The following is a 22,034-nucleotide window of genomic DNA, read 5'->3' as shown; positions in this document are numbered from 1 at the left end:
CAATCTCTTATCTGTCCGAGGTGTTCTGGTCGCGCAGCATATCCACATACAGCGCCTCGACCTGCTCACGCGCCCATGGCGTGCGGCGCAAAAATTTCAGGCTCGACGCAATGCTCGGGTCGTGCGTAAAGCATCGGATGCTCACCGCCTGGCCGAGCTGGGCCCAGCCATAATAGGCCTCCAGTTCGGTCACGATGCGTTCGAGGGTGATGCCGTGCAGCGGGTTGTTGGCCTGGGTGTCTGCCATTGTGCTTACTCTTCAAGGGCGGGCGGCGCTTGCCCTGTGCCGTGCCAGCGCCTACCCTGTCGGCCAATTCTACCTTTTCGCCGGACGCCGCCATGAACGAACTGCCCCCTTGCCCACAATGCGCCAGCGCGCATACCTACCCTGATCGCGAGTTTCTGGTCTGCCCCGAGTGCGGCCACGAATGGTCGCCGGATGAGGCCGCAACGGCCGAGGCGAGCGGCGATGGCGAGGTCAAGGATGCCAACGGCACCGTGCTGGCCGATGGCGACTCGGTGGTGCTGATCAAGGATTTGAAGGTGAAGGGCTCCTCCACCACGCTCAAGGTCGGCACCAAGATCAAAAAAATCCGCCTCGTCGGCGGTGATCATGAAGTCGACTGCAAAACCGACGCCGGCAGCTTCATGCTCAAGGCCTGCTATCTGAAGAAGGCCTGAAGTCATTGAATGGCCGCCCGCCCACAGCGGACGGCCACCGGGATTACTTCACCGAAATCAGCTCAACGTCGAAGATCAGCGCAGCGTTCGGGCCGATCTTGCCGCCTGCGCCCGAGGTGCCATAGGCCAGCTCGGACGGAATCACCACCTCGTAGCGCGCGCCTTCCTTCATCAACTGAAGCACTTCGGTCCAGCCGCTAATCACCTGGCTCACCTGGAAGCTCGCCGGCTCGCCGCGCTCGCGCGAGCTGTCGAACACCGTGCCGTCGAGCAGCTTGCCGGTGTAGTGCGTCACCACCGTATCGTCCTTGCTCGGCGTCTTTCCCGTACCCGCCTTGAGCACCTTGTACTGCAGGCCGCTCTTCGTGGTGATCACGCCCTTTTCCTTGCCGTTTTTTGCAAGGTAGGCGAGGCCTTCGTCCAGGTTCGCCTGACCGCGCATGATCTTCTTCTGATCCGCCTTCTCCTGCCCGATCACGAAGGCCTCGCGCATGTCACGCCCCGACAGGCGCGGATCGCGTCCGGCCAGCGCATCTTTCAAACCCTGAATCACCGCCGCCTCGTCCATGTCCATGCCGCTGGTGATCAGCGTCTGGCCCATCTGCATGCCGGCGCCGTAGCCGATCTTCTGCTCCAGCGTTTTCAGTTCGACGGTGTCGGCCGCGTGGGCGGTCAGGGCCAGGGTCATCAGTGCGGCGGAAAGCAGGGTGCGTTTCATCGGGGTTCCTGAGAGTGGTTTGATCAGCGGCGGATGTTAGCCGAGATTGGGCGTGAGGGCTTTGAGGTGGGCCAAGTGGGAGCGCCAGGGGTGTCGCCTCTTTTCGGTGCACGCCGCTGGTCGTGCCCTGCGAGTCGTGGCGCGGCTTATTTTGGTGGTACCTCGATGCCGTGTTCGTTGAGCCGTCGATACAGGGTAGAGCGCGACACGCCAAGGAAGCGGCTGGCGGCGCTCACGCACCACTGCGTTCGCTTCAATGCGCTCAGGATGATGTCGCTCTCCGAGGGCTGCCCACTCCCGCCGCTGCCGGGCAGATGGGCTCGCCGCCGGTCGTTCACCGTTTCAGGCACCTGCGCCCGGAAGTTCTCGGGGAGGTCTGCCCAGCCGACCTCTTCCGACGGACACACCGCGATGGCGTATCGGAGGACGTTGCGTAATTCGCGGATATTGCCTGGCCATTGGTACACCAGCAAACCGTCCTCGACGTGGGGCGACATGCTCAGCGAACGACTGGCGATTTTGCATTCTTCCGCGAAGACGCTTCGGATCAGTTCGGCGACATCGTCGCGCTCCCTCAATGGTGGCAGGCGAACGGTCGCGGCATTGAGTCGATAGTAGAGGTCCTCGCGGAACAGCCCGTCGCGCACCATCGCGGAAAGGTCGCGATGGGTTGCGCAGATGACGGAAATATCTACTGTTCTTGGCTTGTCTGCGCCAAGCGCAAGCACCTCGCCTTCGGCCAGCACCCGGAGCAGGCGGGTCTGCAAGGCCAGGGGCATGTCGCCGATCTCGTCGAGAAACAGGGTGCCACCGTCGGCCTGGGCAATTTTCCCCACGCAGCCTTTGGCTCGCGCGCCGGTAAACGCGCCTTCCCGATAGCCGAACAGCTCGCTCTCAATCAGCGTTTCCGGAATTGCGGCACAGTTGATGGCGATAAACGGCTGGTCCCGTCGGCGACTGCGGGCATGGATGATCTTTGCGTTGAACTCTTTGCCTGAGCCCGTTTCGCCGAGAAGCAGAATCGGCACCTTGGCGTTGAGTAGCCGCTCGAGACGACGAAGATCTTCGGTGGCATCGCCCGCGCCCGGGATGGTCCGCTTCACTTCCGGTGGGGCCGGCGTTGCCGATGATCGACGCGCCGCTCGTCTCGGCGCGTTGATCTGCGCAAAAAGCGCCCCGTCGCCGCCACTGGCGGCCACCCTCAGAGGGGTGCCGGGATGAGCGCATGCAAAATCGATCAACCCCTCAACCGAGCAATCGAGAATGTCCTCTATTCGCCATTCCTGCTGGCCGAGGCGCTGCTTGAGCCGCCAGCTCGCACCGACAACCCGTCCGCATTCGTCAAACGCGATGAGGTCATCCGGCTCGGCCTCCCAGTCGTCGAGTTGCCGCTTCACGCGAGCGATCCAGTACTCGGAATAGTGCGACATGAAGATGGACTGTTCGATCCTGGCCGCGGTCTGCAAGGTGAGCCGGTAGGCCAGCGCTTGACCAAATTTCTGGGCATCGTGCGTGCAGGCGGTGGCGTTGAGCACACCGAGCAGTTGCTGTGCCGGCCCGAACATCGGCACTGCCGCGCAACTGATGCTGTGGTTTTGAAGCAGGTAGTGCTGATCGCCGTGCACCAGAACGGGTGCCTTGTCGGCGATGGCGGTACCGACGCCGCAGGTGCCTTGATTCGGCTCTGACCAGCACGCCCCTTCACGCAGTCCCGCTGAAGAGAACTGATCTACGCGTTGGCCGCTTGCGCGCACCTCAAGGGTTGCCCCGCCAAAATCGGTGAGCAGCAGGCAATAGCCCAGGTCGCCCAGTTGCTGGTGCAGCCAGTCGATGCCAGGCACTGCGGCGCGTAACAGGTGCTCGTTGCTGTCTTTCAGTTGGGACAGTTCTGAGCGTGACAAAACCTGTTCGGTACTGCGCGCCCCCGCGTCCAGACGGTACTCGTGGGTCGAGCGTCGGCGCGATCGCGCCAGTCGCTCTGCCATGTTTGGCAATGCAACGGCGGCCATGTCGTGGCCACGGTGCGTTGTGTTGAATAGCGAATGCATTGTTGTGGTCTCCCCACCTTGGAGCATTGACCGTAGCCATGTCCGTTATATTTCTTTCGATGTGTCGGTGAATGGTAGGTGCCGTCCCTGGCGGCATCAAGCAACTTTGTGGATGTTGTAGCTAAAAGCCGGTTTGCGCGAGAAAAAGCGGCGGCTGCGCGGACGCAGCCGGCCAAAGGAGGAGGTCGTGCTCTGGGCGGTCCGTCGCCGGGTGATCAGCCGTGCTGCATGTACACGACTTGCGTCTCGGTGTATTCGAGCAAACCGTGTTTGCCGTCGGCGCCGCCGATGCCGGAGTGGCGTCGACCCGCGTGAAAGCCCTGCATGGCCTCAAAGTGCTCGCGGTTCACATAGGTCTCGCCGAATTGCAGGCCGTTGCAGGCGTGCATGGCTTCCTTCAGATCACGCGTGAAGATGGACGAGGTCAGACCGAAATCGGAGTCGTTGGCGTAAGCGATGGCTTCGTCGAGGCTATCGACAATCTGGATCGGCAACACCGGGCCGAAGATCTCGGCGCGCATGATCTCCATCTCGTGCCGGCAGTCGACCAGAACCGTAGGCAAATAGTGATAGCCCTTGTCGCCCGGCGCCACGCTGCCGCCGAGAATGACCTCGGCACCATCGCCACGGGCGCGGTTGACCATGGCGGCAATCTTGTCCAGGCCCTGCTTGTTGACCAGCGGTCCCATATGCACGGCGGGGTCCGCGATGGGGTCGCCAAAGCGCACATCCGCCATCAGCCGGGTCACTTTTTCGGTGAACTCCCTGGCAACGGCCCGTTCGACATAGACCCGTTCGGCGCAGTTGCACACTTGCCCGGTGTTGATCACCCGGGAGTCGCAGATCGCCTTGGCAGCCAGATCGAGGTCTGCCTTGGCGGTGACGATGGCCGGTGCCTTGCCGCCGAGTTCCAGGTTGACGCGTGTCAGGTTCGGGGCGGCGGCGGCCATGATGCGTTTGCCGGTGGCGACGGAGCCGGTGAAGCTGATGAGATTGACCTCACGGGACGCGGTCAGGTGTGCACCGGCCCCTGCGCCATCGCCCCCGACGAGGTTGAACACCCCGGGTGGCAGTTCGGCCTGTTCGACGAGTCGGGCGAAGTCGAAGGCGTTGATCGGTGTCTCTTCGCTGGGTTTGATGACGATCGTGTTGCCGGTCACCAACGCCGGCGCCATCTTCCGGGCGATGAGGAAGAAGGGGAAGTTCCAGGGCAGGATGCCGACCGTGACACCGATGGGGCGGCGCATCAGGAAAATGGTTTCGCCAATGCGGTCGCTGGGAATCACCTCGCCTTCGATGCGACGCGCCCATTCGGCCATGTAGTCCATGTAGTCGGCCGTGAAGCCGACCTCCACCCGGGCCAGGCCGAGGATCTTGCCTTGCTCGCGAGTGATGGTGTCGGCCAGTGATTCGGCATTTTTGCGAATGAGGCTGGCGATCTTGCGCAGATAGCCGGCCCGCTGGATGGCCGGCAAGGCCGCCCAGGCCGGCTGCGCACGCCGCGCCGCGAGCAAGGCTTCTTCGGTCACGGCTTCGCTCGAGAGCGGAAAATGTGCGAGCACGTCGCCGTTGGCGGGGTTGCGGACCTCGATGTGTTCAAGTCCGTCGCCGCTGACAAAGCGGCCATTGATGAAATTTTCCAGTTTCCTTGTCATGTTTTTCTCCAAAGAAATACAAGTTCGTTCGTTGTTCGACAGGGGGTTTGCAGCTTGAGTCGGCGATGGGAGGGCGTTCAGGCCGGGCGGGCGAGGCGTTTTCCGATCTGCTCGGACATCAGGCCGAACAGCACGCCGAGGCACCAGGTCAGGCCGACGAACACCGCGCTGACATCCAGCTTGGCGCCCGACCCGAAGAAGCACGCGGCGCCCAGGAAGGCGGCGGGCGTGTAGGCCAGCAGGGGGATGTCGGCCATCGCGACCAGGACAAAGGCCAGGATCGCGACCAGGCCGATCAGGACGACCAGGCTGCCACCGAGCGCCTGAACGCCGAACAGCGTGACAGCGGTCAGCAGCGCACCGGCCAGCCCGGCGGCGATCGACTTGCGCACCCCGTCCGCGCCACCACCGGCGGCGAAGTAGGCGGCCCAGGCGACGAAGCCGATCCAGGGGGTGAAGCGCAGTTCCGGGTTGCCGACGCTCAGGTAGACCCAAAGCGCGACCAGCAGGGCAATGCTCAATGCAAGGGCGTGAAGGAATTTCATGGTTGTCTCCTTGGTGATCTGGATGTCAGGCCGGCCAGGGCCGGCCTGCGCGCTTACCAGACGTAGGCGTACTTGAGGTTGAGGCTGTTGTTGGCGGCATGGTTTTCACCGCTGACGCTTTTGGAATAGCGCACGGTGATGGACTGGTTGTCGAAGGTATGCAGCATCAGGCCCACGCCAGCGTCGAGCACATGGCTGCCGGCCACCGTCGAGGTCTTGGCCGTGCGTTCGTAGTCCAGCGCCACGAAGGGCTCGACCAGATAGCTCACGCGGTAGCCCAGACGATGGTTGGTGTGGAAGGACGTGCCGGGTTTTGTACCGTTGGTCTTTTCGCCCTGGAACACAAAGCCGGCGTCCGCCGTCCAGCCGAGACGATCCGTCAGGCGAACATCCCACAGCACGCTGGAGAGGTTCTTCCAGTTGGTGTCGCTGACCGCGGAGCTGCCGGCAGGGATCTGGATGAAGGACTGGAAGCCGAGCGTGCTGTTGGGCGTGGGCTTGTACCAGATGGCGAAGCCGGTCAACGGGTCGCCGAGACCGCTGGTCTGCGTATTGGCGCTGTGATCGCGCACGCTGATTTCGGGGACGATGACCTCGTAGGCGAGACCGATGTTCGGGTTCGATTCCGGGGTCCAGAAGCGGACGTATTTCGACAGGCCCACGATGGCGGTGCTGCCGGAGCCTTTGACGCGGTCGCCGTCAGTGTTGAATGTCCGGTTGTTGCGCTGAACATAGGCGTATTGCACAAAGACGTTGAACGGGTCGAAGCCAACCGGCAGCTCGTACTCGTGCGGGCCGATCACGTCGAAGGTGGTCTGTGCCTGGGCGACACCCGACAGGCCGGACAGGATCAGGGCGCTGCCGACCAGCAGGTGGCGCACGTGTGATGAGTGTTTAGTCATGATGTTTTCCTTTGTCTTATTCGGATTTTTTGGCGACAGTGATCCCGCGATCCGCCTTTTGGCGGATCGGGATGCGTTACGAAGCGGAGAAACGGATTAGCGGGAGAGCTTGAACACCATCAGCACGCCGCCCTGAGGAACGACGGTCTTGTGGGGCAGCACGGCATCGAATGCGCCTTGCATGCGCTGGGCATCCACGCCCCAGCCGGCCTGAACGGCGATGTACTGCTCGCCATCGACTTCGAAGCTCGACGGCACGCCGGTGACGCCGGACGGCGCCGGGAATTGCCACAGCTGTTTGCCGCTGGTGGCATCAAAGGCGCGGAATTCGCGGTCGTTGGTGCCGCCGCCGAAGAGCAGGTTGCCGCCGGTGGTCAGCAGCGGGCCCCAGTTCATCTCGGGGTAGGTGTGGGTCCACACCTGCTTGCCGGTCTTGATGTCCCAGGCCTGCACTTCACCCACCGACTTTTTCGCTTTCTCGCCCATCCTCACGTTGGTGAGAATCCCCTGGATCGCGACGCCGATGTAGAGCTGCCCTTCCTGATACTTGGTCGGCTCACCGGTGAGCTCAGAGCACAGGTGGTTGTTGGCCGGGATGTAGAGCAGGCCCGTTTTCGGGTTGTAGGCCTCGGGCGGCCAGTCCTTGCCACCCCACAGCGACGGACAGAAATTCACCGTCTTGCCGGTGCCGGGCGTGTGCGCCGGGTCGTAGGTCGGCCGGCCGGTTTTCGGATCGATGCTCTTGAACACGTTCTGTTCAACGAACGGCCAGGCGTCCACGAAGCCGATCTTGCCGCCCTTTTCGCGGTCGAGCACCCACAGGTAACCGTTGCGCCCGGCATGCACCAGGGATTTGATATTGCGGCCCTTGTACGGCATGTCGATCAGCAGCGGGGCGGACACCTCGTCCCAGTCCCAGGCATCGTTGTGGTGATACTGGTGGTAGCCCTTGAGCTTGCCGGTGTCGACGTCGAGTGCAATGGTGGAGTTGGCGTACAGGTTGTCGCCGGCGCGGGTGTCCGGCATCCACGGCCCGGCGTTGCCGACGCCCCAGTAGGCAATGTTGGTGTCGGCGTCATAGGTGCCGGTGATCCACACCGAGCCGCCGCCGTGTTTGTAGGTATCACCCGGCCAGGTGTCGCCGCCCGGCTCGCCCGGCGCGGGGATGGTATAGGTGCGCCACGCTTCCTTGCCGGTCTCCGCGTCGAAGGCTGCGACAAAGCCGCGGATGCCGTATTCACCGCCGGACGAGCCGATCATGATCTTGCCCTTGGCGGCCAGCGGCGCGAGCGTCATGTAGTAACCCTTGCGCCAATCGGCCACCTGAGTGCGCCACAGCTCCTTGCCGGTCGTTGCGTCCAGCGCCACCAGGTTGGCATCGGTCGTCGCCAGATACACGCGATCACCGTACAGCGCCACGCCGCGGTTGGTCGGGTGCAGCTGCTGCAGTTCCTCGGGGATCGCTTTCTTGTAACGCCAAAGCTCCTTGCCCGTCGCGGCTTCCATCGCGATCACCTGGTTGTTTGGTGTCGTGATGTACATGTAGCCGTTGTTGACCATCGGCGGTGACTGGTGTCCTTCTGTCATGCCGGTCGAGTATTGCCAGGCCAGCGTCAGCTTGCCCACGTTCTCCGGGGTGATCTGGCTCAATGGGCTGTAGCCCCAGCCCGCGTAGTTGCCGCGGTAGGACAGCCAGTTGTGTGGCTCGGGTTTGTCGAGGCGCTGGTCGGTCACGGCGGAGTAGGGCGGCAGCGCGGCCAGCGCGACCGCCGGTGCGAGCATGAGTGCGGCGACGAGGGGTTTCAGATGCTTGTGCATGTAGTGTCTCCTGCAGTTCTTCTTGGTGGGTCGAGCAAAAAACGCGGCGGTTTCCTTACGAGGTGACGCCGGGTCGGGAAGTGAAGGTGTCGGCAACGACCAGTTGGCTACCTTCAAGACGGAGCGGCAACATCGGCAGATTGCGTGGCGCGGGGCCCCCGACAACTTCTCCGCCATGTGCCGGATGAAATTTCGAAAAATGGCAAAAGCAGAACAGGACGTTCTCGTCCGGGTTGTACTCGGTGACGTCGCAGCCTTGATGCGTGCAGACGGCCGAATAGGCGAGGACGCCATCGGCGGACCGGCCGCGGGTGCGCTCATCCAACCCGGCCGGATCCAGCCGGATCAGCACAACACGGTTGAGCCGGGAGCCATCGCGCAAGGTGCCGGTGGCGGGGTCAAACGGATAGGCGAACAGCGGCTTGTCGCCTACGGCGATGCCGGCCAGATCCAGCGGGGTCGTGGCGCCCGAGTCACCATCGGCCAGGACCAGTCGGTCGCCGGCCTGAGGCCGGCTCGTGGCCGCGTCGTTGGCGTACGCGCTGTCCTTGCCGGTGGCCACCAGTCCGATCACCGCCCCTGCGCACAATTTCAGCGCGGCTCGTCTGGCCTGGTTGCACGTGGCACCGCAACCGGCCGCCTTGTCTGGGTGGTCACACTTCATTCATGTCTCCTTCGCGTGGTTGAAATTTTTCTTTTCCGCTCTTTTGCAACAAGCGGGCCACTCTTCTGGATTATGCGAACGGATTTTTGCTGGCCGGCGTCATCGCTTTTGTCGGCGGGCGTTCCGGCCTTGGTGGGTGTCGTACCCCGGAAATTTCGGTGAGCCGCGGTGCGGCGCAGCAATTCGCTTCAATCAAGAAAGCCAGGACAGCGCTGAAACAGTTGTGCGACATGATCGGGACACGCGAATCGTCATGCCGATGGCGGTGCCGGAGGCTGGCCGTGGTCGGTTGAGCCTGTGCCGGAGCGTCAGAATGTCGACTTGCGAAACGATGTTCGGGGGATGGAAGTTGTCGGAAAGAAAAAATATCTTGCTTTTCTAGACGGTCGGTCTAATATTCACTCCATGACCGAACACACCACCGAGCCGCGCCGTCGCGGCCGCCCCCCAAAACGACAGGATGATCAATTCGACACCCGCGATGCGCTGGTGCGTTGTGGCATGGCGACGCTGACGGAGAAGGGGTTTTCGGCGACCGGGATTGAAGAAGTCTTGAAGAAGGTGGGCGTGCCCAAGGGCTCGTTCTATCATTACTTTGAGAGCAAGGAAGCCTTTGGCCATGCGGTGATCGCGGCCTACGCCGACTACTTTGCACGTAAGCTGGACCGCTGGTTTCTGGCGGCGGATCGGCCGGCCTTGTTGCGGATTTCGGATTTTGTGGATGACGCGGCGGCGGGGATTGCGCGGCATGAGTTCCGACGCGGTTGCCTGATTGGCAATCTGGGGCAGGAGATGAGTGCCTTGCCGGAGTCGTATCGCGATCGGCTGGAGGCGGTGTTTGCCGACTGGCAGGCGCGGTTGGCGCAGTGTTTGCGCGCGGCGCAGGCGGAAGGCACGTTGGCGCCGGAGCTCGATTGCGAGCACTGGGCGGCGTTTTTCTGGGTGGGTTGGGAGGGCGCGGTGCTGCGGGCGCGCCTGATGCGTAGCGACACACCGCTGCGCTGTTTTACCGACGGCTTCTTTACCGCAGTCACACGGTGACATTTTTTTGACCGGAAATAGACGATCGGTCTAATTGGTTTGGCCCCAACGATGGGTCGCAAAGAGAGAGGAGAACACTATGTATAAAGCAATCGTGATCAACAAGGACGAGGCCGGCTACCGCGCCGAATTGAAGGACCAGAACGACGAGGATCTGCCCGAGGGCGACGTGACCGTCAAGGTCGCGTACTCGACCCTGAACTACAAGGATGGTCTGGCGATTACCGGCAAGGGGCCGGTGGTGCGTCGGTTTCCGATGGTGCCGGGCGTGGATCTGGCCGGTTCGGTGATGGCCAGCTCGCATGCTGACTTCAAGGTCGGCGATGCGGTGGTGCTCAACGGCTGGGGTGTGGGTGAAGTCCATCCGGGCGGTCTGGCGCAGAAGGCGCGCTTGAAGGGCGACTGGCTGGTGCCGCTGCCCGCAGCGTTCTCCCCCGCGCAGGCGATGGCGATCGGCACCGCCGGTTATACCGCCATGCTTTGCGTGATGGCGCTTGAGCGCCATGGCGTGACGCCGGACAAGGGCGAGATTCTGGTCACTGGCGCGGCCGGTGGCGTGGGCAGCGTGGCGGTGGCGATTCTGGCCAAGCTGGGCTACACCGTGGTGGCCTCGACCGGCCGCCCGGCCGAAGGCGAGTATCTGAAGACGCTGGGCGCCGCCGAGATTGTGGATCGCGCCATGTTCACCGAGCCGGGCCGTCCGCTGGGCAAGGAGCGCTGGGCCGGTGCCGTGGATACCGTCGGCAGCCACACCCTGGCCAATGTGTGCGCCACCACCAAGTACCGCGGCGTGGTCACTTGCTGCGGTCTGGCGCAGGGCATGGACTTCCCGTCCTCGGTCGCGCCTTTCATTTTGCGGGGCGTGACGCTGGCGGGGATCGACAGCGTGATGGCACCCAAGGCTGACCGTATTGACGCCTGGAACCGTCTGGCGACCGATCTGGATGTGAGCAAGCTGGAGCTCATCACCCGCGAAATCGCGTTGTCTGAGGCGATCGACGCGGCGGGCGAGCTGATGGCTGGCACCATTCGCGGTCGTGTCGTGGTGGATGTGAATCGCTAAACCCGTGCCGGGCGGCTCATACCGCCCGGCGTGTTTGATGTGTGACTCTGGAGTGTTCCCATGTCTGACCGTATCAGCCGTTTTCCCGTGCCCGAACTCACCGACCTGGCCGACGATGTGCGCGAGCGCATCCTCGGTGTGCAGGAGAAGGCCGGCTTCATCCCCAATGTGTTTCTCATGCTGGCGCATCGCCCGGCCGAGTTCCGCGCGTTTTTTGACTACCACGATGCGCTGATGGAAAAGAACGAGGGCCTGACCAAGGCTGAGCGCGAGATGATCGTGGTGGCCACCTCGGGTGCCGGCAACTGCCTGTACTGCGTGGTGGCGCACGGTGCCGTGCTGCGCATTCGCGCCAAGAACGCGCGTGTGGCTGACCAGCTCGCCACCAACTATCGCAAGGCCGAAATCACCGACCGCCAGCGTGCGATGCTCGACTTCGCCATGAAGCTGTCGACCAACGGCGGCGCGGTTGAGGACGCCGACATGGCCGCATTGCGCGAGCATGGCTTTGACGACGAGGCGATCTGGGACATTGGCGCCATCACCGCCTTCTTTGCCATGAGCAACCGCCTGGTGCACCTCACCGGCACTCCGCCGAACGAGCCCTTCTATTTGATGGGGCGCCTGCCGAAGGGCAGTTGATCGGTCGCTGGCGCCGGCCGCACATCGTCCGCGCCGGCAATTTGTGGTGCAATGGCCGGATTCCGTCAGACGAGTCCTGCCGTGAGCACCGAACCCCTGTTTCGCCGCGTACCGCCCATGCATGCCCTGGCCGCTTTCGAGGCCGCGGCGCGTCTGGGCGGTTTTGCGCCGGCGGCTGAAGAGTTGTGCGTGACGCCCAGCGCGGTCAGCCATCGCATCCGTCAGCTTGAGCAGCAATTGGCGATGCAGTTGTTCGAGCGCAGCTCGACTGGCGTGCGTCTGACCACCGGCGGGCGCATGTACCTCGCCCAGGTGCGCGAAGCCTTCACCGCGCTGGCCCATTCGGGCGGGCGCATTGCCGCGGGTAGGGTGCGCCTGCGGGTGTCCGCCCCGCCGACCTTCGCCCGCCAGTTGCTCATGCCGCGCCTGCCCGCCTTTTTGCAGGACCGCGACGACATCGATCTGGAAGTCCACGTCGGCAACCCCTTACTCGCCGAAGTCACCGAGCCGGCCGATGTGGCGATTCGCTGGAGCGATGGCAAGGAGCTGAGCGGCGTGGTTCATCGTCTGTTCGAAGACCGTCTCGGCCCCCTGGCCGCACCCACCTACATCACCGCCCACGGGCTGCGCAGCGTGGCCGATGTGGCCGCTGCCACCTTGCTGCGTTCGCCGCTGTTGCCATGGGGCGCGTGGCTGCAGGCGGCCGGCTTGCCGGCGTCCGAGCCCGAGCGCGGCGCGGTCTTCAACGACCTGGGCATGCTGCTCGAAGCGGCCAGTGCCGGCCTCGGCGTGGCGATCAGCCCGCGCCGCCTGGCGGCGGCCTGGCTCGATTCGGGCCGACTGGTGCCGATCACCGAGGTGACCACCGTCTCGCCCCTCAGTTACTACGTCACCTGCGCCACCGCCGATCAGGGGCGCCCCGAAGTGGCCGAGTTCATGGACTGGCTGCGCGAGGGGCTGGCGGAGTGAATTTTCTCGCCCACCTGTGGCTGGCCGGGCCGGACGAAGGCGCGCGGCTGGGCGCGGTGGCGGGCGACTTTGTGAAAGGCGCGCTGCCCGGCGATCTGCCGGCCGACATCGCCGGCGGCGTCGCGCTACACCGTGCGATCGACGCCTTCGCCGACAGCCACCCGGCCTTCCAGCGCTCCCGCGAACGCGTGACCGGCCCGCACCGGCGCTTTGCCGGGGTGATGGTCGATATGTTCTACGATCATTTTCTGGCCGCCGAGTGGCCGATCTGGCATCCCGGTGAAGCGCTGCCCGACTACGCCGCCCGGCAGTACGCCCTGCTCGCGGCGCACCGCCATCGGCTGCCCGCGCGCGCCGCGCCGGTGGTTGCCCGCATGGCCGAGCACGACTGGCTGAGTTCCTACCGCGAGGTGGACTCCATCGTCTACGCGCTCGATCGTATCGCCCGCCGTCTCAAACGCCCAGACGCCTTCCTCGGCTGCGGCGAGGCGCTGCGGACGCACTACGCCGGCTTTGGCGAGGATGCGGTCGCATTCCTGGCCGACGCACAGGCGTTCGCCAGGCGTTTCAAGACGCCGCAGGGCGGATAAGCCGCAGGCGCATCCGCCATCGGTGCCGCGTCGTAGCGTTGTTCGGTGGATGCACTGCGCTTATCCGCCCTGCGTTTGGCGCGGTGTGGCCCGACGGGCGCCCGGCCCTGTGCGTTCTCCGCGGTGCTTTCGCCCCTGATGGCTGAACGTCTCCGACCGAGTGATCGGCGGTGGGCTCAGTGCCGCCCCGCGGCGGGGGCTGGCGATGAGCGCTGCACTTGTTACGCATTGCAGGCTAAACGTCTGAATTTCGAAAAAAAACAAAACTATATGGTCTTATAAATGGAGATTATGGAGCCATTGGCTGCGATTATCGAACCATAATTGGTTCGTCGGCCTGTTCAGAAAAACCGGGGCCGGCACTCACTCAAGAGGAGGAGCCGAACCATGATCAAGACATTCATCGTCGGATACGACGGAACCAAACCATCCGAGCGTGCGCTCGAGTTTGCCTCCAGGGCGGCCAAGGGGCGGGGCGCTGCGGTGCTGGTGGTCCATGTGCTGGAGTGGTCGCCCTACAGCTTTCTGACCATGGAAGAGATCGCCGAGCGACACAAGCTGCGCGAAAAAGAGGTGATCCGCGCCAGAGCGGTGGTCGATCCGGTGTGCGAGAAGCTGCGCACCGACGGGCTGAGCGTGAGCAGCGAAGTGCGCTATGGCGACCCGGCCGAGATCATGTGCGAGATCGCGGGCAAGTACCCTGACTCGATCATTGTCGTCGGCCGCAAGGGCACCTCGAACCTGGCGTCGCGCTTCATGGGCACGCTGGGCATCTCGCTGATTCAGGCCTCGCCGGTGCCGGTCACGGTCGTGCCCTGAGTCTCGTGCGTCCGATCGACGCGCACCCCATTATAAAAATACGCAGGAGACAATCCATGTCCATTTTCAAGCTGGGCGCCGCCATCGTGGCCGCGCTGACGCCCGCGCTCGCGCTGGCGCAAGAAGGCGGCGGCATCGACGCGGCGATCAATGCTGCGGTGGCCCCCGTATCCAACTTCATCGTGAGCATCATTTTCTACTCGGTCCAGATCGGCGACGTGTCGTTTCCGCTGATTGTCGGCTGGTTGATTACCGCGGCGGCGGTGTGCTCGATCTACTTTGGCTTTATCCAGTTTCGCGGGGTCAAACACTCGCTCGATCTGGTGCGTGGGCGCTATGCCGACCCCAACGATGCGGGCGAGGTGTCGCACTTTCAGGCTCTGACCACCGCGCTGTCGGCAACGGTCGGGCTGGGCAATATCGCGGGTGTGGCGGTGGCCGTGTCCATCGGCGGCGCCGGCGCGACTTTCTGGATGATTCTGGCCGGCCTGCTCGGCATGGCCTCCAAGTTCACTGAATGCACGCTGGGTGTGAAGTTTCGGCGCGAGAACGCCGATGGCACCATTTCCGGCGGCCCGATGTATTACCTGTCGCGTGGCTTTGCCGACCTCGGCAAGCCGGGCCTCGGGCGTGCACTGGCAGCGATCTTCTCGGTGTGTTGCATCGGCGGCGCGATCGGTGGCGGCAACATGTTCCAGGCCAACCAGGCGGCGCAGCAAATTGCCAACGTCACCGGCGGCGACGCCAGCTTCTTTGCGGACAAGGGCTGGTTGATCGGTCTGGTGCTGGCGGTGGTGGTGGGCATGGTGATCATCGGCGGTCTGAAGTCGATCGCCCATGTCACCGAGAAAATCGTGCCCTTCATGGCGGCCATCTATGTCGGCGCCGGCATCGTCATCATGATCTCCAACTACGACAAGATCGGTTGGGCGTTTGGTCAGATTGTCTCCGGCGCGTTTACCGGCGAAGGGGTGGCCGGCGGCGTGCTCGGCGCGCTGATCCAGGGCTTCAAACGGGCGGCGTTCTCGAACGAGGCCGGCATCGGCTCGGCGGCCATCGCCCACTCGGCGGTGCGCACCAAGGAGCCGGTGACCGAAGGCTTCGTCGCGCTGCTCGAGCCCTTCATCGACACCGTGGTGATTTGCACCATGACGGCCGTGGTGATCGTGGTCAGCGGTACGCTGGACTCCGGCCTGACCGGTGTCGAGCTGACCTCGGCCGCGTTTGCGACCGCCTTCCCGTGGTTCCCGGTGGTGCTGGCGGTGGCGGTGGTGTTGTTCGCCTTCTCGACCATGATCTCGTGGTCCTACTACGGCCTGAAGGCGACGACGTATCTGTTCGGCGAGAACAAGACGGTCGAGAACATCTACAAGCTGTTCTTCTGCATCTGCGTGGTGATCGGCGCGAGCATGAGCCTCGGCCCGGTCATCGACTTCTCCGACTCGATGATCTTCGCCATGGCCATCCCCAACGTGATCGGCCTCTACCTGCTGATGCCCGTGGTCAAGCGCGAACTGGCGCAATACCAGGCCAAGCTGGCGTCCGGCGAGATCAAGCGTTTCCACTGAATCCACTGGCCTTTCGATACCTCCCGGCCGGTGCACCCCGCCCCGGCCGGGCAAGATTGGAGTTCTGATCCATGACTATCGCTACGATGAACCCGGCGGCCGCCGCGCTGCCGAGCACGCCGCGCAACGCGCTGCGCGAGCGCATCACCGCCCACTACCGCAGCCCCGAGCCCGAATGTGTGCCGCCGCTGGTCGAGGCCGCGCGTCTGGCGCCCGAGCTGCAAGACAAGGTCCATGCGCTGGCCGGCCGGTTGGTCGCCGGCCTGCGCGGCGACCGCAGTCGCTCCAGCGGCGTCGATGCGCTGATGAAGGAATTTTCGCTGTCGAGCCAGGAAGGCGTGGCCCTGATGTGTCTGGCCGAAGCGCTGCTGCGTGTGCCCGACAAGGCCACCGCTGACCGCCTGATCCGCGACAAGCTGTCGGACGGCGACTGGCGTGCCCACCTCGGCAACAGTCCCTCGTTGTTCGTCAACGCGGCCACCTGGGGGCTGCTGGTGACCGGTCGGCTGGTGGCCACCAGCAGCGAGCAGAGCCTCGGCACCGCGCTGACCCGGCTGATGCAGCGTGGCGGCGAACCGCTGATCCGCAAGGGCATGGATCTGGCCATGCGCATGCTCGGCGAGCAGTTCGTGACCGGTCGCGATATCGACGAAGCGCTGACGCGCGGCAAGGCCACCGAGAAGCGCGGTTACCGGTACTCTTTTGACATGCTGGGCGAGGCGGCCATGACGGCTGAAGACGCCCAGCGCTATTTGGACGCCTATGTCGGCGCCATCGAGGCCATCGGCAAGGATTCAAAGGGCCGCGGCGTGGTCGACGGCAATGGCATTTCGATCAAGCTCTCGGCGCTGCACCCGCGCTATGTGTGGTCGCAGCCCGATCGCGTCATGGCCGAACTGCTGCCGCGGGTCAAAGCGCTGTGCCTGCTGGCGCGCTCCTTCGATATCGGTCTGAACATCGACGCCGAAGAGGCTGACCGCCTCGAGCTGTCACTCGACCTGCTCGAAGCCCTGGCCATGGATGATGAGCTGGCCGGCTGGGCCGGACTCGGTTTTGTGGTTCAGGCCTACCAGAAGCGGGCGCCGTTCGTGCTCGATTTCATCATCGACCTGGCCGAACGCAGTGGTCAGCGGCTGATGGTGCGCCTGGTGAAAGGCGCCTACTGGGACGCCGAGATCAAGCGCGCCCAGATTGACGGGCTCGACGGCTATCCGGTGTTCACCCGCAAGGTGTTCACCGATGTGTCCTACCTCGCCTGCGCGCAGAAGCTGCTCGATGCGCGCGCGCGCATCTACCCGCAGTTTGCCACCCACAACGCCCAGACCATGGCGGCGATCATGCACATGGCCGGGCCCGACTACACCAAAGGCAGCTACGAGTTCCAGTGCCTGCACGGCATGGGCGAGCCGCTCTACGATCAGGTCGTGAGCAGCCGCGAGATTGCCCGCTTGGTGCGCATCTACGCACCGGTGGGCAGCCACGAGACGCTGCTCGCCTATCTGGTGCGCCGCTTGCTCGAAAATGGCGCCAACACCAGTTTTGTGAATCGTATCGTCGATGAGAATGTGCCGATCGAAGAGCTGATCGCCGATCCGGTCGAAGAGGCCGCCCGACTGAGCGGCGCGCCACATCCGAAAATTGTTCTGCCGGCCGAGCTGTATGGTGCCGGGCGCACGAATTCCGCTGGCTATGACCTGTCGAACGAAGGCGTGCGCGCGCGTCTTGCCGAGGCGCTGGCCAAGAGCGCCGGCCGGCGATTTGAGGCCGCCCCCATGCTGGCCGACGCCTTGCCGAGCGCGTCCGCCGATGCGGCGCGCCCGGTGCTGAATCCGGCCGATCATTCGGACACCGTCGGGGCCGTGCTCGAAGCGACGCTCGCCGATGTGGATGTCGCGCTCGCCGCGGCCGACGCGGTGGCCGACCCCTGGGCCATGCGTGCGCCCGCCGAGCGCGCGGCCATCATCGCGCGAGCGGGCGACCTGATGGAACGCGACGGCCCGGCCCTGATTGCACTGGCCGTGCGCGAAGCCGGCAAGTCGTGGCTCAACGCCGTGGCCGAGTTGCGCGAGGCGGTCGACTTTTGCCGCTACTACGCCGCGCAGGCTGCCGAGTTCGACAATGGCGCCCATCGCCCGGTCGGGCCGGTGCTGTGCATCAGCCCGTGGAATTTCCCGCTGGCCATCTTCTCCGGTCAGGTGGCTGCGGCCCTGGCCGCCGGCAACCCGGTGCTCGCCAAACCGGCCGAGCAGACGCCGCTGATCGCCGCCGCCGCGGTGCGCCTGTTCCGCGAAGCCGGCGTGCCGGACGCCGCGCTGCAACTCCTGCCCGGCCCCGGCGAAACCGTGGGCGCCGCGCTGGTGGGCGATGCGCGGGTGCGCGGGGTGATGTTCACCGGCTCCACCGAGGTGGCCAACATCATCAATCGCACCGTGGCCGCGCGTGGCGGAGATGTGCCGCTGATCGCCGAAACCGGCGGTCAGAACGTGATGATCGTCGACTCCACCGCGCTGCCCGAGCAGGTGGTGGCTGACGTGGTCGCCTCCAGCTTCGACTCCGCCGGCCAGCGCTGCTCGGCGCTGCGCGTGCTGTGTCTGCAAGCCGACATTGCCGACCATGTGCTGGAGATGCTCGCCGGCGCGACCCGCGAGTTGTCGATCGGCAACACCGCCGATGTGCGCATCGACATCGGCCCGGTGATCGATGCCGAGGCGCAGGCCAATCTGGAGCGCCATGTGGCCGACATGCAGGCCAAAGGCGCCCGCGTGACCCGCATGCCGCTCGGCGCTGAGTGCGCCAAAGGCACCTTCGTGGCGCCGACGGTGATCGAGATCGGCTCGCTGGCCGATCTGACGCGCGAGCAGTTCGGCCCCATCCTGCATGTCATGCGCTTCAAGGCGCGCGACATCGACAAGGTGGTCGAGCAGATCAACGCCTCGGGCTATGGCCTCACGCTGGGCGTGCATTCGCGTATCGACGAGTGCATCGAGCGCATCGCCGAGCGCGCCCATGTGGGCAATATGTATGTGAACCGCAACATGATCGGCGCGGTGGTGGGCGTGCAGCCTTTCGGCGGCGAGGGGCGCTCCGGCACGGGGCCGAAAGCCGGCGGGCCGCTCTACCTGCACCGCCTGCTGCGCCGCACGCCGGGTGCCGTGCTCAGCCGGAGCGCGGCGGTCATCGACGATCCGGCGCCCTTCCAGGCGCTGCTCGACTGGATTGACGGCGGCGGGCGCGCCATTCTGGAAGGCGACGATGTGCAAGTGCTGCGCGATCGCGCCGATGCCTACCGGGCGCGCCGGCTGTCGGGGCTCAAACTCGATCTGCCCGGGCCCACCGGTGAGGACAACAGCCTGCGCTTCGTCGCCCGTGGTCGGGTGGCCGGCGTGGCCAGCAACCAGGTGGCGCGGGTGCATCAGCTATTGGCGGCGCTCGCCAGCGGCAACCGCATCGTCTTCGCCGCCAATGCCAGCGCCCAGGCGCTGCTCGGGCTGCTGCCAAAGACGCTGACGGCCTGGGTGTCGGTCGAGGACGACTGGCTCGGCGCCGGTGTCGATGCCGTGCTTTTCGATGGCAAGGATGCCGACGCCGACGCCTGGCGACAGCGCCTGGCCGAGCGCGACGCGCCGATTACCTCATTGGTACGCGCCGAGCCGGAGTACGACCTGGCCCGGCTGGTGCATGAGCGTACGCTGAGTGTTAACACCGCCGCGGCCGGCGGTAATGCCAGCCTGATGACGATGGGCGCCTGAGGCAGCGGGCTGGCGGCGAATGCGCCGCCTGCCCGCTGAGTGAGGAGGGGTCAAAGCGGCAGCGTGTGCGCGTCCTTGACCATCTCCATCACCACATAGGTGTGCGTCTGGCGAACGCAGGGCAGGGCGGAGATCTTGTCGCCCATCACCTCGCGATAGGCCGCAATGTCGCGGGTTCGGACCTTCAGCAGATAGTCAAAATCGCCTGCGATCATGTGGCAGGACTCGATCTCCGGGATCTCCCGGGCGGCCTCGTTGAAGCGCTTGAGATCATGCCCGGTGGTGCTGCTCAGCAACACCTGCACCATCACCACATGGCCGACATCCAGCGCCTCGGGGTCGAGCTCGGCGTGGTAACCCCGAATCACCCCACTCTTTTCCAGCCGGCGAATGCGCTCGGCGCACGGCGTCTTGGTCAGGCCGACGCGGCGCGAGATCTCGACGACCGACAGCCGGGCGTCGTTCTGCAACTCGGCGAGAATTTTCAGATCAATCCGGTCCATGGGGGTAGTGCAGGCGCTTCGCCTGGCGCTCCTGTTTGACGTGGGCTATTCGTCTTTTAGACCGAAGTGAGGTTCACTTCAAGCGCCCGTGCGCGCTTATCCGCCCTACGACAATCATTCGGACGTCAGCGTGGCGGGTGCTGGCCGCGTTCGAGGCGGGCGATTTGGCCGTTCTGTAGGGTGGTCAGCTTCGCTGCCCACTATCGCGCCGCACGGTAAAGGTGGGCGGCGAACCGCCCGCCCGGCGAGCGTCCCATTCGTGGCACACCGGTTGCCGATGTCTTCCCTTACGTGCGTTCAATGCCCGTCCAGCCGGCCGCCGGATAGCGTTCGCCCGCCACGGCGGCGGGGTCGAACAGCGTGTCGAGCTCGGCGATCTCGGCGGTATTGAACGTCAAAGCGGCGCCGGTCAGGTTTTCGTGCAAGCGCGAGATCTTGCGCGTGCCGGGGATGGGCACCACGTTCGGGTGCTTGTTGATCAGCCAGGCCAGCGCAATCTGTGCCGGCGTGGCGTCGCGCACGGTAGCGAAGGCGGCGAGCGCGTCGACCAGCCGTTGGTTGTGCGCCATGGCGTCCTCGGTAAAGCGCGGGCTGCGGCGACGGAAGTCGTCGTCCGCCAAGGCGTCGGTGGAGCCCAGTGCGCCGGTCAGAAAGCCGCGGCCGAGCGGGCTGTAGGCGACCAGCGTGGTGCCCAGTTCGTGGCAGGCGTCGAGCAGGTCGCGCTCGGGCTCGCGGCTCCATAGTGAATACTCGCTTTGCACGGCGGTGACCGGGTGGATGGCGGCGGCACGGCGAAGGGTGTCGGCGCTCACTTCTGACAGGCCGATGGCTCGCACCTTGCCTTCGGCCACCAGCGCCGCCAGGGTCTCCATCAGCGTCTCGATGGGCACCGCCGGATCGCGGCGGTGGCAGTAGTAGAGGTCGATGGTGTCGACGCCGAGCCGCTGGCGCGAGGCGTCGCAGGCGCGGCGGATGTAGTCGGGCTGGTTGTTGATGCTGCGCGCGTATTGCCCCGGCTCGCGCGCGATGCCGAACTTGGTGGCTACACAGATGCGCTCGCCGTGGGCGGCGATCAGCGGGGCGAGCAGGCGCTCGTTGTGGCCGAGGCCGTAGGTGTCGGCGGTGTCGAATAGCTGGATGCCGGCCTCGACGGCGGCCTCAAGCACGCGCCGTGATTCGACATCGTCGCTCGGGCCATAGAACTCTGACATGCCCATGCAGCCGAATCCGAGGGCGGATAGCGTGGGCCCATTGGGGCCGAGCGTGCGGGTGGGGATCATTGCGGTGTCTCCGTGGGGGTGGGGAGGCCGAGGGCGCGGCGCACGACTGGCGCCAGCGCCTGACCAAGCATGGCATGTTGGGCGGCGCTGAGGTGGACGCCGTCGATACCGGCGAGGGGGCCGGTGGCTTCGGTAGCGTCGAAGACGGGTGTGCCGGCCAGCGCACGCTGCACGGCGGGGGCGAGGGCATGCGACTTGGCCGCCATGTCGGCAAAGAAGTCGCGCAGCGGCGTGCGCGAGACATCGCCCAGCGGCGGAGGAATCACCACCAGCACGGTGGGCGGCGCATAGGGGGTGGCCACGCCGTGACCGAAGCTGCGCGTCTGTTCGACAAGTGTGCGCAGGCCGTGGGCGATGGCGTCGGGCGTGCGGCCGAGATCGGCGCGCAGGTCGTTGGTGCCGAGCATCACGATCAGCAGATCCAGCGGCGTCTCGCGCGCCAGCGCTGCGGGCAGGCTGCGGTTGGCGTTGAACAGGGCGCCGGGCAGGCCGACCAGCGCTTCGGGGTAGTCGGCATCCACGGTACGGCCGGAGAGTCCATCGACGAGAACGGTGGCCTGGCCTGCGAGGGCGGCGCCGAGCACGCCCGGCCAGCGCGCGGCGTCGTTCAGCCGTTGCGCGGGGAAGCCCTGTGGCGAGGCGATCCAGCCCCAGCTATTTGAATCTCCGAACACCAGAATGCGGGGCAGGCGCTCGGCCTGCGCGGCGTGTGCGGCAACCAGCAGCGCGAGATAGCACAGCGCTTTGGTGGCGCGGGCGAGAAGCTGAGACATCGGGTA

At 65.1% G+C, this 22,034-nt stretch carries 20 protein-coding genes; 9 read left to right on the top strand and 11 right to left on the bottom strand.

All coding sequences use genetic code 11. From position 1 onward, the window contains the following. Nucleotides 1-7: 7 nt before the first annotated feature. Nucleotides 8-247, bottom strand: a complete 240-nt coding sequence (locus tag FHP89_RS06985) for a VF530 family protein (protein WP_144174877.1) — start codon at nt 245-247, stop codon at nt 8-10. A 92-nt stretch (nt 248-339) separates the two neighbouring features. Between FHP89_RS06985 and FHP89_RS06980 the strand changes: the two genes are divergently transcribed. After that, nucleotides 340-681, top strand: coding sequence for a zinc ribbon domain-containing protein YjdM (locus FHP89_RS06980; protein WP_144174880.1), 342 nt, complete (start codon nt 340-342; stop codon nt 679-681). Between the two features lie 43 nt (nt 682-724). On the opposite strand, the gene FHP89_RS06975 is transcribed toward FHP89_RS06980, so the two are convergent. From FHP89_RS06975 to FHP89_RS06945, 7 genes are all read right to left on the bottom strand, one after another. After that, nucleotides 725-1,399: an FKBP-type peptidyl-prolyl cis-trans isomerase gene (locus tag FHP89_RS06975; RefSeq protein WP_144174882.1), complete on the bottom strand. Its 675-nt coding sequence runs from the start codon at nt 1,397-1,399 to the stop codon at nt 725-727. Between the two features lie 146 nt (nt 1,400-1,545). After that, the gene (locus FHP89_RS06970; RefSeq protein ID WP_186300220.1) at nt 1,546-3,447 is read right to left on the bottom strand and encodes a sigma-54-dependent Fis family transcriptional regulator; all 1,902 of its coding nucleotides are present in this window, start codon (nt 3,445-3,447) and stop codon (nt 1,546-1,548) included. Nucleotides 3,448-3,662: 215 nt separating this feature from the next. Beyond that, a complete protein-coding gene (gene aldA / locus FHP89_RS06965) occupies nt 3,663-5,102 on the bottom strand; it encodes an aldehyde dehydrogenase (protein ID WP_144174886.1) in 1,440 nt (479 codons plus the stop codon). A 77-nt stretch (nt 5,103-5,179) separates the two neighbouring features. Beyond that, on the bottom strand, nt 5,180-5,647 hold the full coding sequence (locus FHP89_RS06960) for a DUF1097 domain-containing protein (RefSeq protein WP_144174894.1): 468 nt from the start codon (nt 5,645-5,647) through the stop codon (nt 5,180-5,182). Between the two features lie 53 nt (nt 5,648-5,700). After that, entirely contained in the window at nt 5,701-6,549 is an 849-nt protein-coding gene (locus tag FHP89_RS06955; protein WP_144174899.1) for a transporter, read from the bottom strand. Between the two features lie 96 nt (nt 6,550-6,645). Then, nucleotides 6,646-8,367: a methanol/ethanol family PQQ-dependent dehydrogenase gene (locus FHP89_RS06950; protein ID WP_144174901.1), complete on the bottom strand. Its 1,722-nt coding sequence runs from the start codon at nt 8,365-8,367 to the stop codon at nt 6,646-6,648. A gap of 55 nt (nt 8,368-8,422) precedes the next feature. After that, entirely contained in the window at nt 8,423-9,031 is a 609-nt protein-coding gene (locus FHP89_RS06945) for a QcrA and Rieske domain-containing protein (RefSeq protein WP_144174903.1), read from the bottom strand. Nucleotides 9,032-9,436: 405 nt separating this feature from the next. Between FHP89_RS06945 and acuR the strand changes: the two genes are divergently transcribed. From acuR to putA, 8 genes are all read left to right on the top strand, one after another. Then, on the top strand, nt 9,437-10,072 hold the full coding sequence (acuR, locus tag FHP89_RS06940) for an acrylate utilization transcriptional regulator AcuR (RefSeq protein ID WP_144174905.1): 636 nt from the start codon (nt 9,437-9,439) through the stop codon (nt 10,070-10,072). Nucleotides 10,073-10,151: 79 nt separating this feature from the next. Further along, entirely contained in the window at nt 10,152-11,135 is a 984-nt protein-coding gene (acuI, locus tag FHP89_RS06935; protein ID WP_144174907.1) for an acrylyl-CoA reductase (NADPH), read from the top strand. 60 nt (nt 11,136-11,195) lie between these two features. Further along, a complete protein-coding gene (locus FHP89_RS06930; protein WP_144174909.1) occupies nt 11,196-11,777 on the top strand; it encodes a peroxidase-related enzyme in 582 nt (193 codons plus the stop codon). Nucleotides 11,778-11,858: 81 nt separating this feature from the next. Then, a complete protein-coding gene (locus FHP89_RS06925; protein WP_260851511.1) occupies nt 11,859-12,746 on the top strand; it encodes a LysR substrate-binding domain-containing protein in 888 nt (295 codons plus the stop codon). Next, a complete protein-coding gene (locus tag FHP89_RS06920) occupies nt 12,743-13,336 on the top strand; it encodes an acyl carrier protein phosphodiesterase (protein ID WP_144174914.1) in 594 nt (197 codons plus the stop codon). Before FHP89_RS06925 ends, FHP89_RS06920 begins: the two co-directional genes overlap by 4 nt. A gap of 387 nt (nt 13,337-13,723) precedes the next feature. After that, nucleotides 13,724-14,155 (top strand): universal stress protein, encoded by a 432-nt coding sequence (locus tag FHP89_RS06915; RefSeq protein WP_144174916.1) that lies wholly within the window; start codon nt 13,724-13,726, stop codon nt 14,153-14,155. Between the two features lie 56 nt (nt 14,156-14,211). Beyond that, the gene (locus tag FHP89_RS06910; RefSeq protein WP_144174918.1) at nt 14,212-15,723 is read left to right on the top strand and encodes an alanine/glycine:cation symporter family protein; all 1,512 of its coding nucleotides are present in this window, start codon (nt 14,212-14,214) and stop codon (nt 15,721-15,723) included. Between the two features lie 71 nt (nt 15,724-15,794). Continuing rightward, entirely contained in the window at nt 15,795-19,472 is a 3,678-nt protein-coding gene (putA, locus tag FHP89_RS06905; RefSeq protein ID WP_144174919.1) for a trifunctional transcriptional regulator/proline dehydrogenase/L-glutamate gamma-semialdehyde dehydrogenase, read from the top strand. Between the two features lie 50 nt (nt 19,473-19,522). On the opposite strand, the gene FHP89_RS06900 is transcribed toward putA, so the two are convergent. The 3 genes from FHP89_RS06900 to FHP89_RS06890 all read right to left on the bottom strand — a co-directional run bounded on the left by FHP89_RS06900 (nt 19,523) and on the right by FHP89_RS06890 (nt 22,028). Next, nucleotides 19,523-19,975 carry an Lrp/AsnC family transcriptional regulator gene (locus FHP89_RS06900; protein ID WP_144174926.1) on the bottom strand — a complete coding sequence of 151 codons (453 nt, stop codon included), beginning with the start codon at nt 19,973-19,975 and terminating at the stop codon, nt 19,523-19,525. Nucleotides 19,976-20,262: 287 nt separating this feature from the next. Continuing rightward, entirely contained in the window at nt 20,263-21,255 is a 993-nt protein-coding gene (locus tag FHP89_RS06895) for an aldo/keto reductase (RefSeq protein WP_222105329.1), read from the bottom strand. Continuing rightward, on the bottom strand, nt 21,252-22,028 hold the full coding sequence (locus FHP89_RS06890; RefSeq protein ID WP_186300221.1) for a GDSL-type esterase/lipase family protein: 777 nt from the start codon (nt 22,026-22,028) through the stop codon (nt 21,252-21,254). The genes FHP89_RS06895 and FHP89_RS06890 overlap by 4 nt, the downstream gene beginning before the upstream one ends. Nucleotides 22,029-22,034: the final 6 nt, after the last annotated feature.

Origin of the sequence: Denitromonas ohlonensis (genome assembly GCF_007625205.1) — a bacterium.
Lineage (GTDB): Bacteria > Pseudomonadota > Gammaproteobacteria > Burkholderiales > Rhodocyclaceae > Nitrogeniibacter > Nitrogeniibacter ohlonensis.
This window is presented reverse-complemented; position numbering and strand designations above follow the sequence as displayed.

Bases quoted from the DNA above. Each gene is read 5' to 3' on its own strand.
- FHP89_RS06985 (WP_144174877.1), bottom strand. From the start codon at position 247: ATGGCAGACACCCAGGCCAACAACCCGCTGCACGGCATCACCCTCGAA.
- FHP89_RS06980 (WP_144174880.1), top strand. From the start codon at position 340: ATGAACGAACTGCCCCCTTGCCCACAATGCGCCAGCGCGCATACCTAC.
- FHP89_RS06975 (WP_144174882.1), bottom strand. From the start codon at position 1,399: ATGAAACGCACCCTGCTTTCCGCCGCACTGATGACCCTGGCCCTGACC.
- FHP89_RS06970 (WP_186300220.1), bottom strand. From the start codon at position 3,447: ATGCATTCGCTATTCAACACAACGCACCGTGGCCACGACATGGCCGCC.
- aldA (WP_144174886.1), bottom strand. From the start codon at position 5,102: ATGACAAGGAAACTGGAAAATTTCATCAATGGCCGCTTTGTCAGCGGC.
- FHP89_RS06960 (WP_144174894.1), bottom strand. From the start codon at position 5,647: ATGAAATTCCTTCACGCCCTTGCATTGAGCATTGCCCTGCTGGTCGCG.
- FHP89_RS06955 (WP_144174899.1), bottom strand. From the start codon at position 6,549: ATGACTAAACACTCATCACACGTGCGCCACCTGCTGGTCGGCAGCGCC.
- FHP89_RS06950 (WP_144174901.1), bottom strand. From the start codon at position 8,367: ATGCACAAGCATCTGAAACCCCTCGTCGCCGCACTCATGCTCGCACCG.
- FHP89_RS06945 (WP_144174903.1), bottom strand. From the start codon at position 9,031: ATGAAGTGTGACCACCCAGACAAGGCGGCCGGTTGCGGTGCCACGTGC.
- acuR (WP_144174905.1), top strand. From the start codon at position 9,437: ATGACCGAACACACCACCGAGCCGCGCCGTCGCGGCCGCCCCCCAAAA.
- acuI (WP_144174907.1), top strand. From the start codon at position 10,152: ATGTATAAAGCAATCGTGATCAACAAGGACGAGGCCGGCTACCGCGCC.
- FHP89_RS06930 (WP_144174909.1), top strand. From the start codon at position 11,196: ATGTCTGACCGTATCAGCCGTTTTCCCGTGCCCGAACTCACCGACCTG.
- FHP89_RS06915 (WP_144174916.1), top strand. From the start codon at position 13,724: ATGATCAAGACATTCATCGTCGGATACGACGGAACCAAACCATCCGAG.
- FHP89_RS06910 (WP_144174918.1), top strand. From the start codon at position 14,212: ATGTCCATTTTCAAGCTGGGCGCCGCCATCGTGGCCGCGCTGACGCCC.
- putA (WP_144174919.1), top strand. From the start codon at position 15,795: ATGACTATCGCTACGATGAACCCGGCGGCCGCCGCGCTGCCGAGCACG.
- FHP89_RS06900 (WP_144174926.1), bottom strand. From the start codon at position 19,975: ATGGACCGGATTGATCTGAAAATTCTCGCCGAGTTGCAGAACGACGCC.
- FHP89_RS06895 (WP_222105329.1), bottom strand. From the start codon at position 21,255: ATGATCCCCACCCGCACGCTCGGCCCCAATGGGCCCACGCTATCCGCC.
- FHP89_RS06890 (WP_186300221.1), bottom strand. From the start codon at position 22,028: ATGTCTCAGCTTCTCGCCCGCGCCACCAAAGCGCTGTGCTATCTCGCG.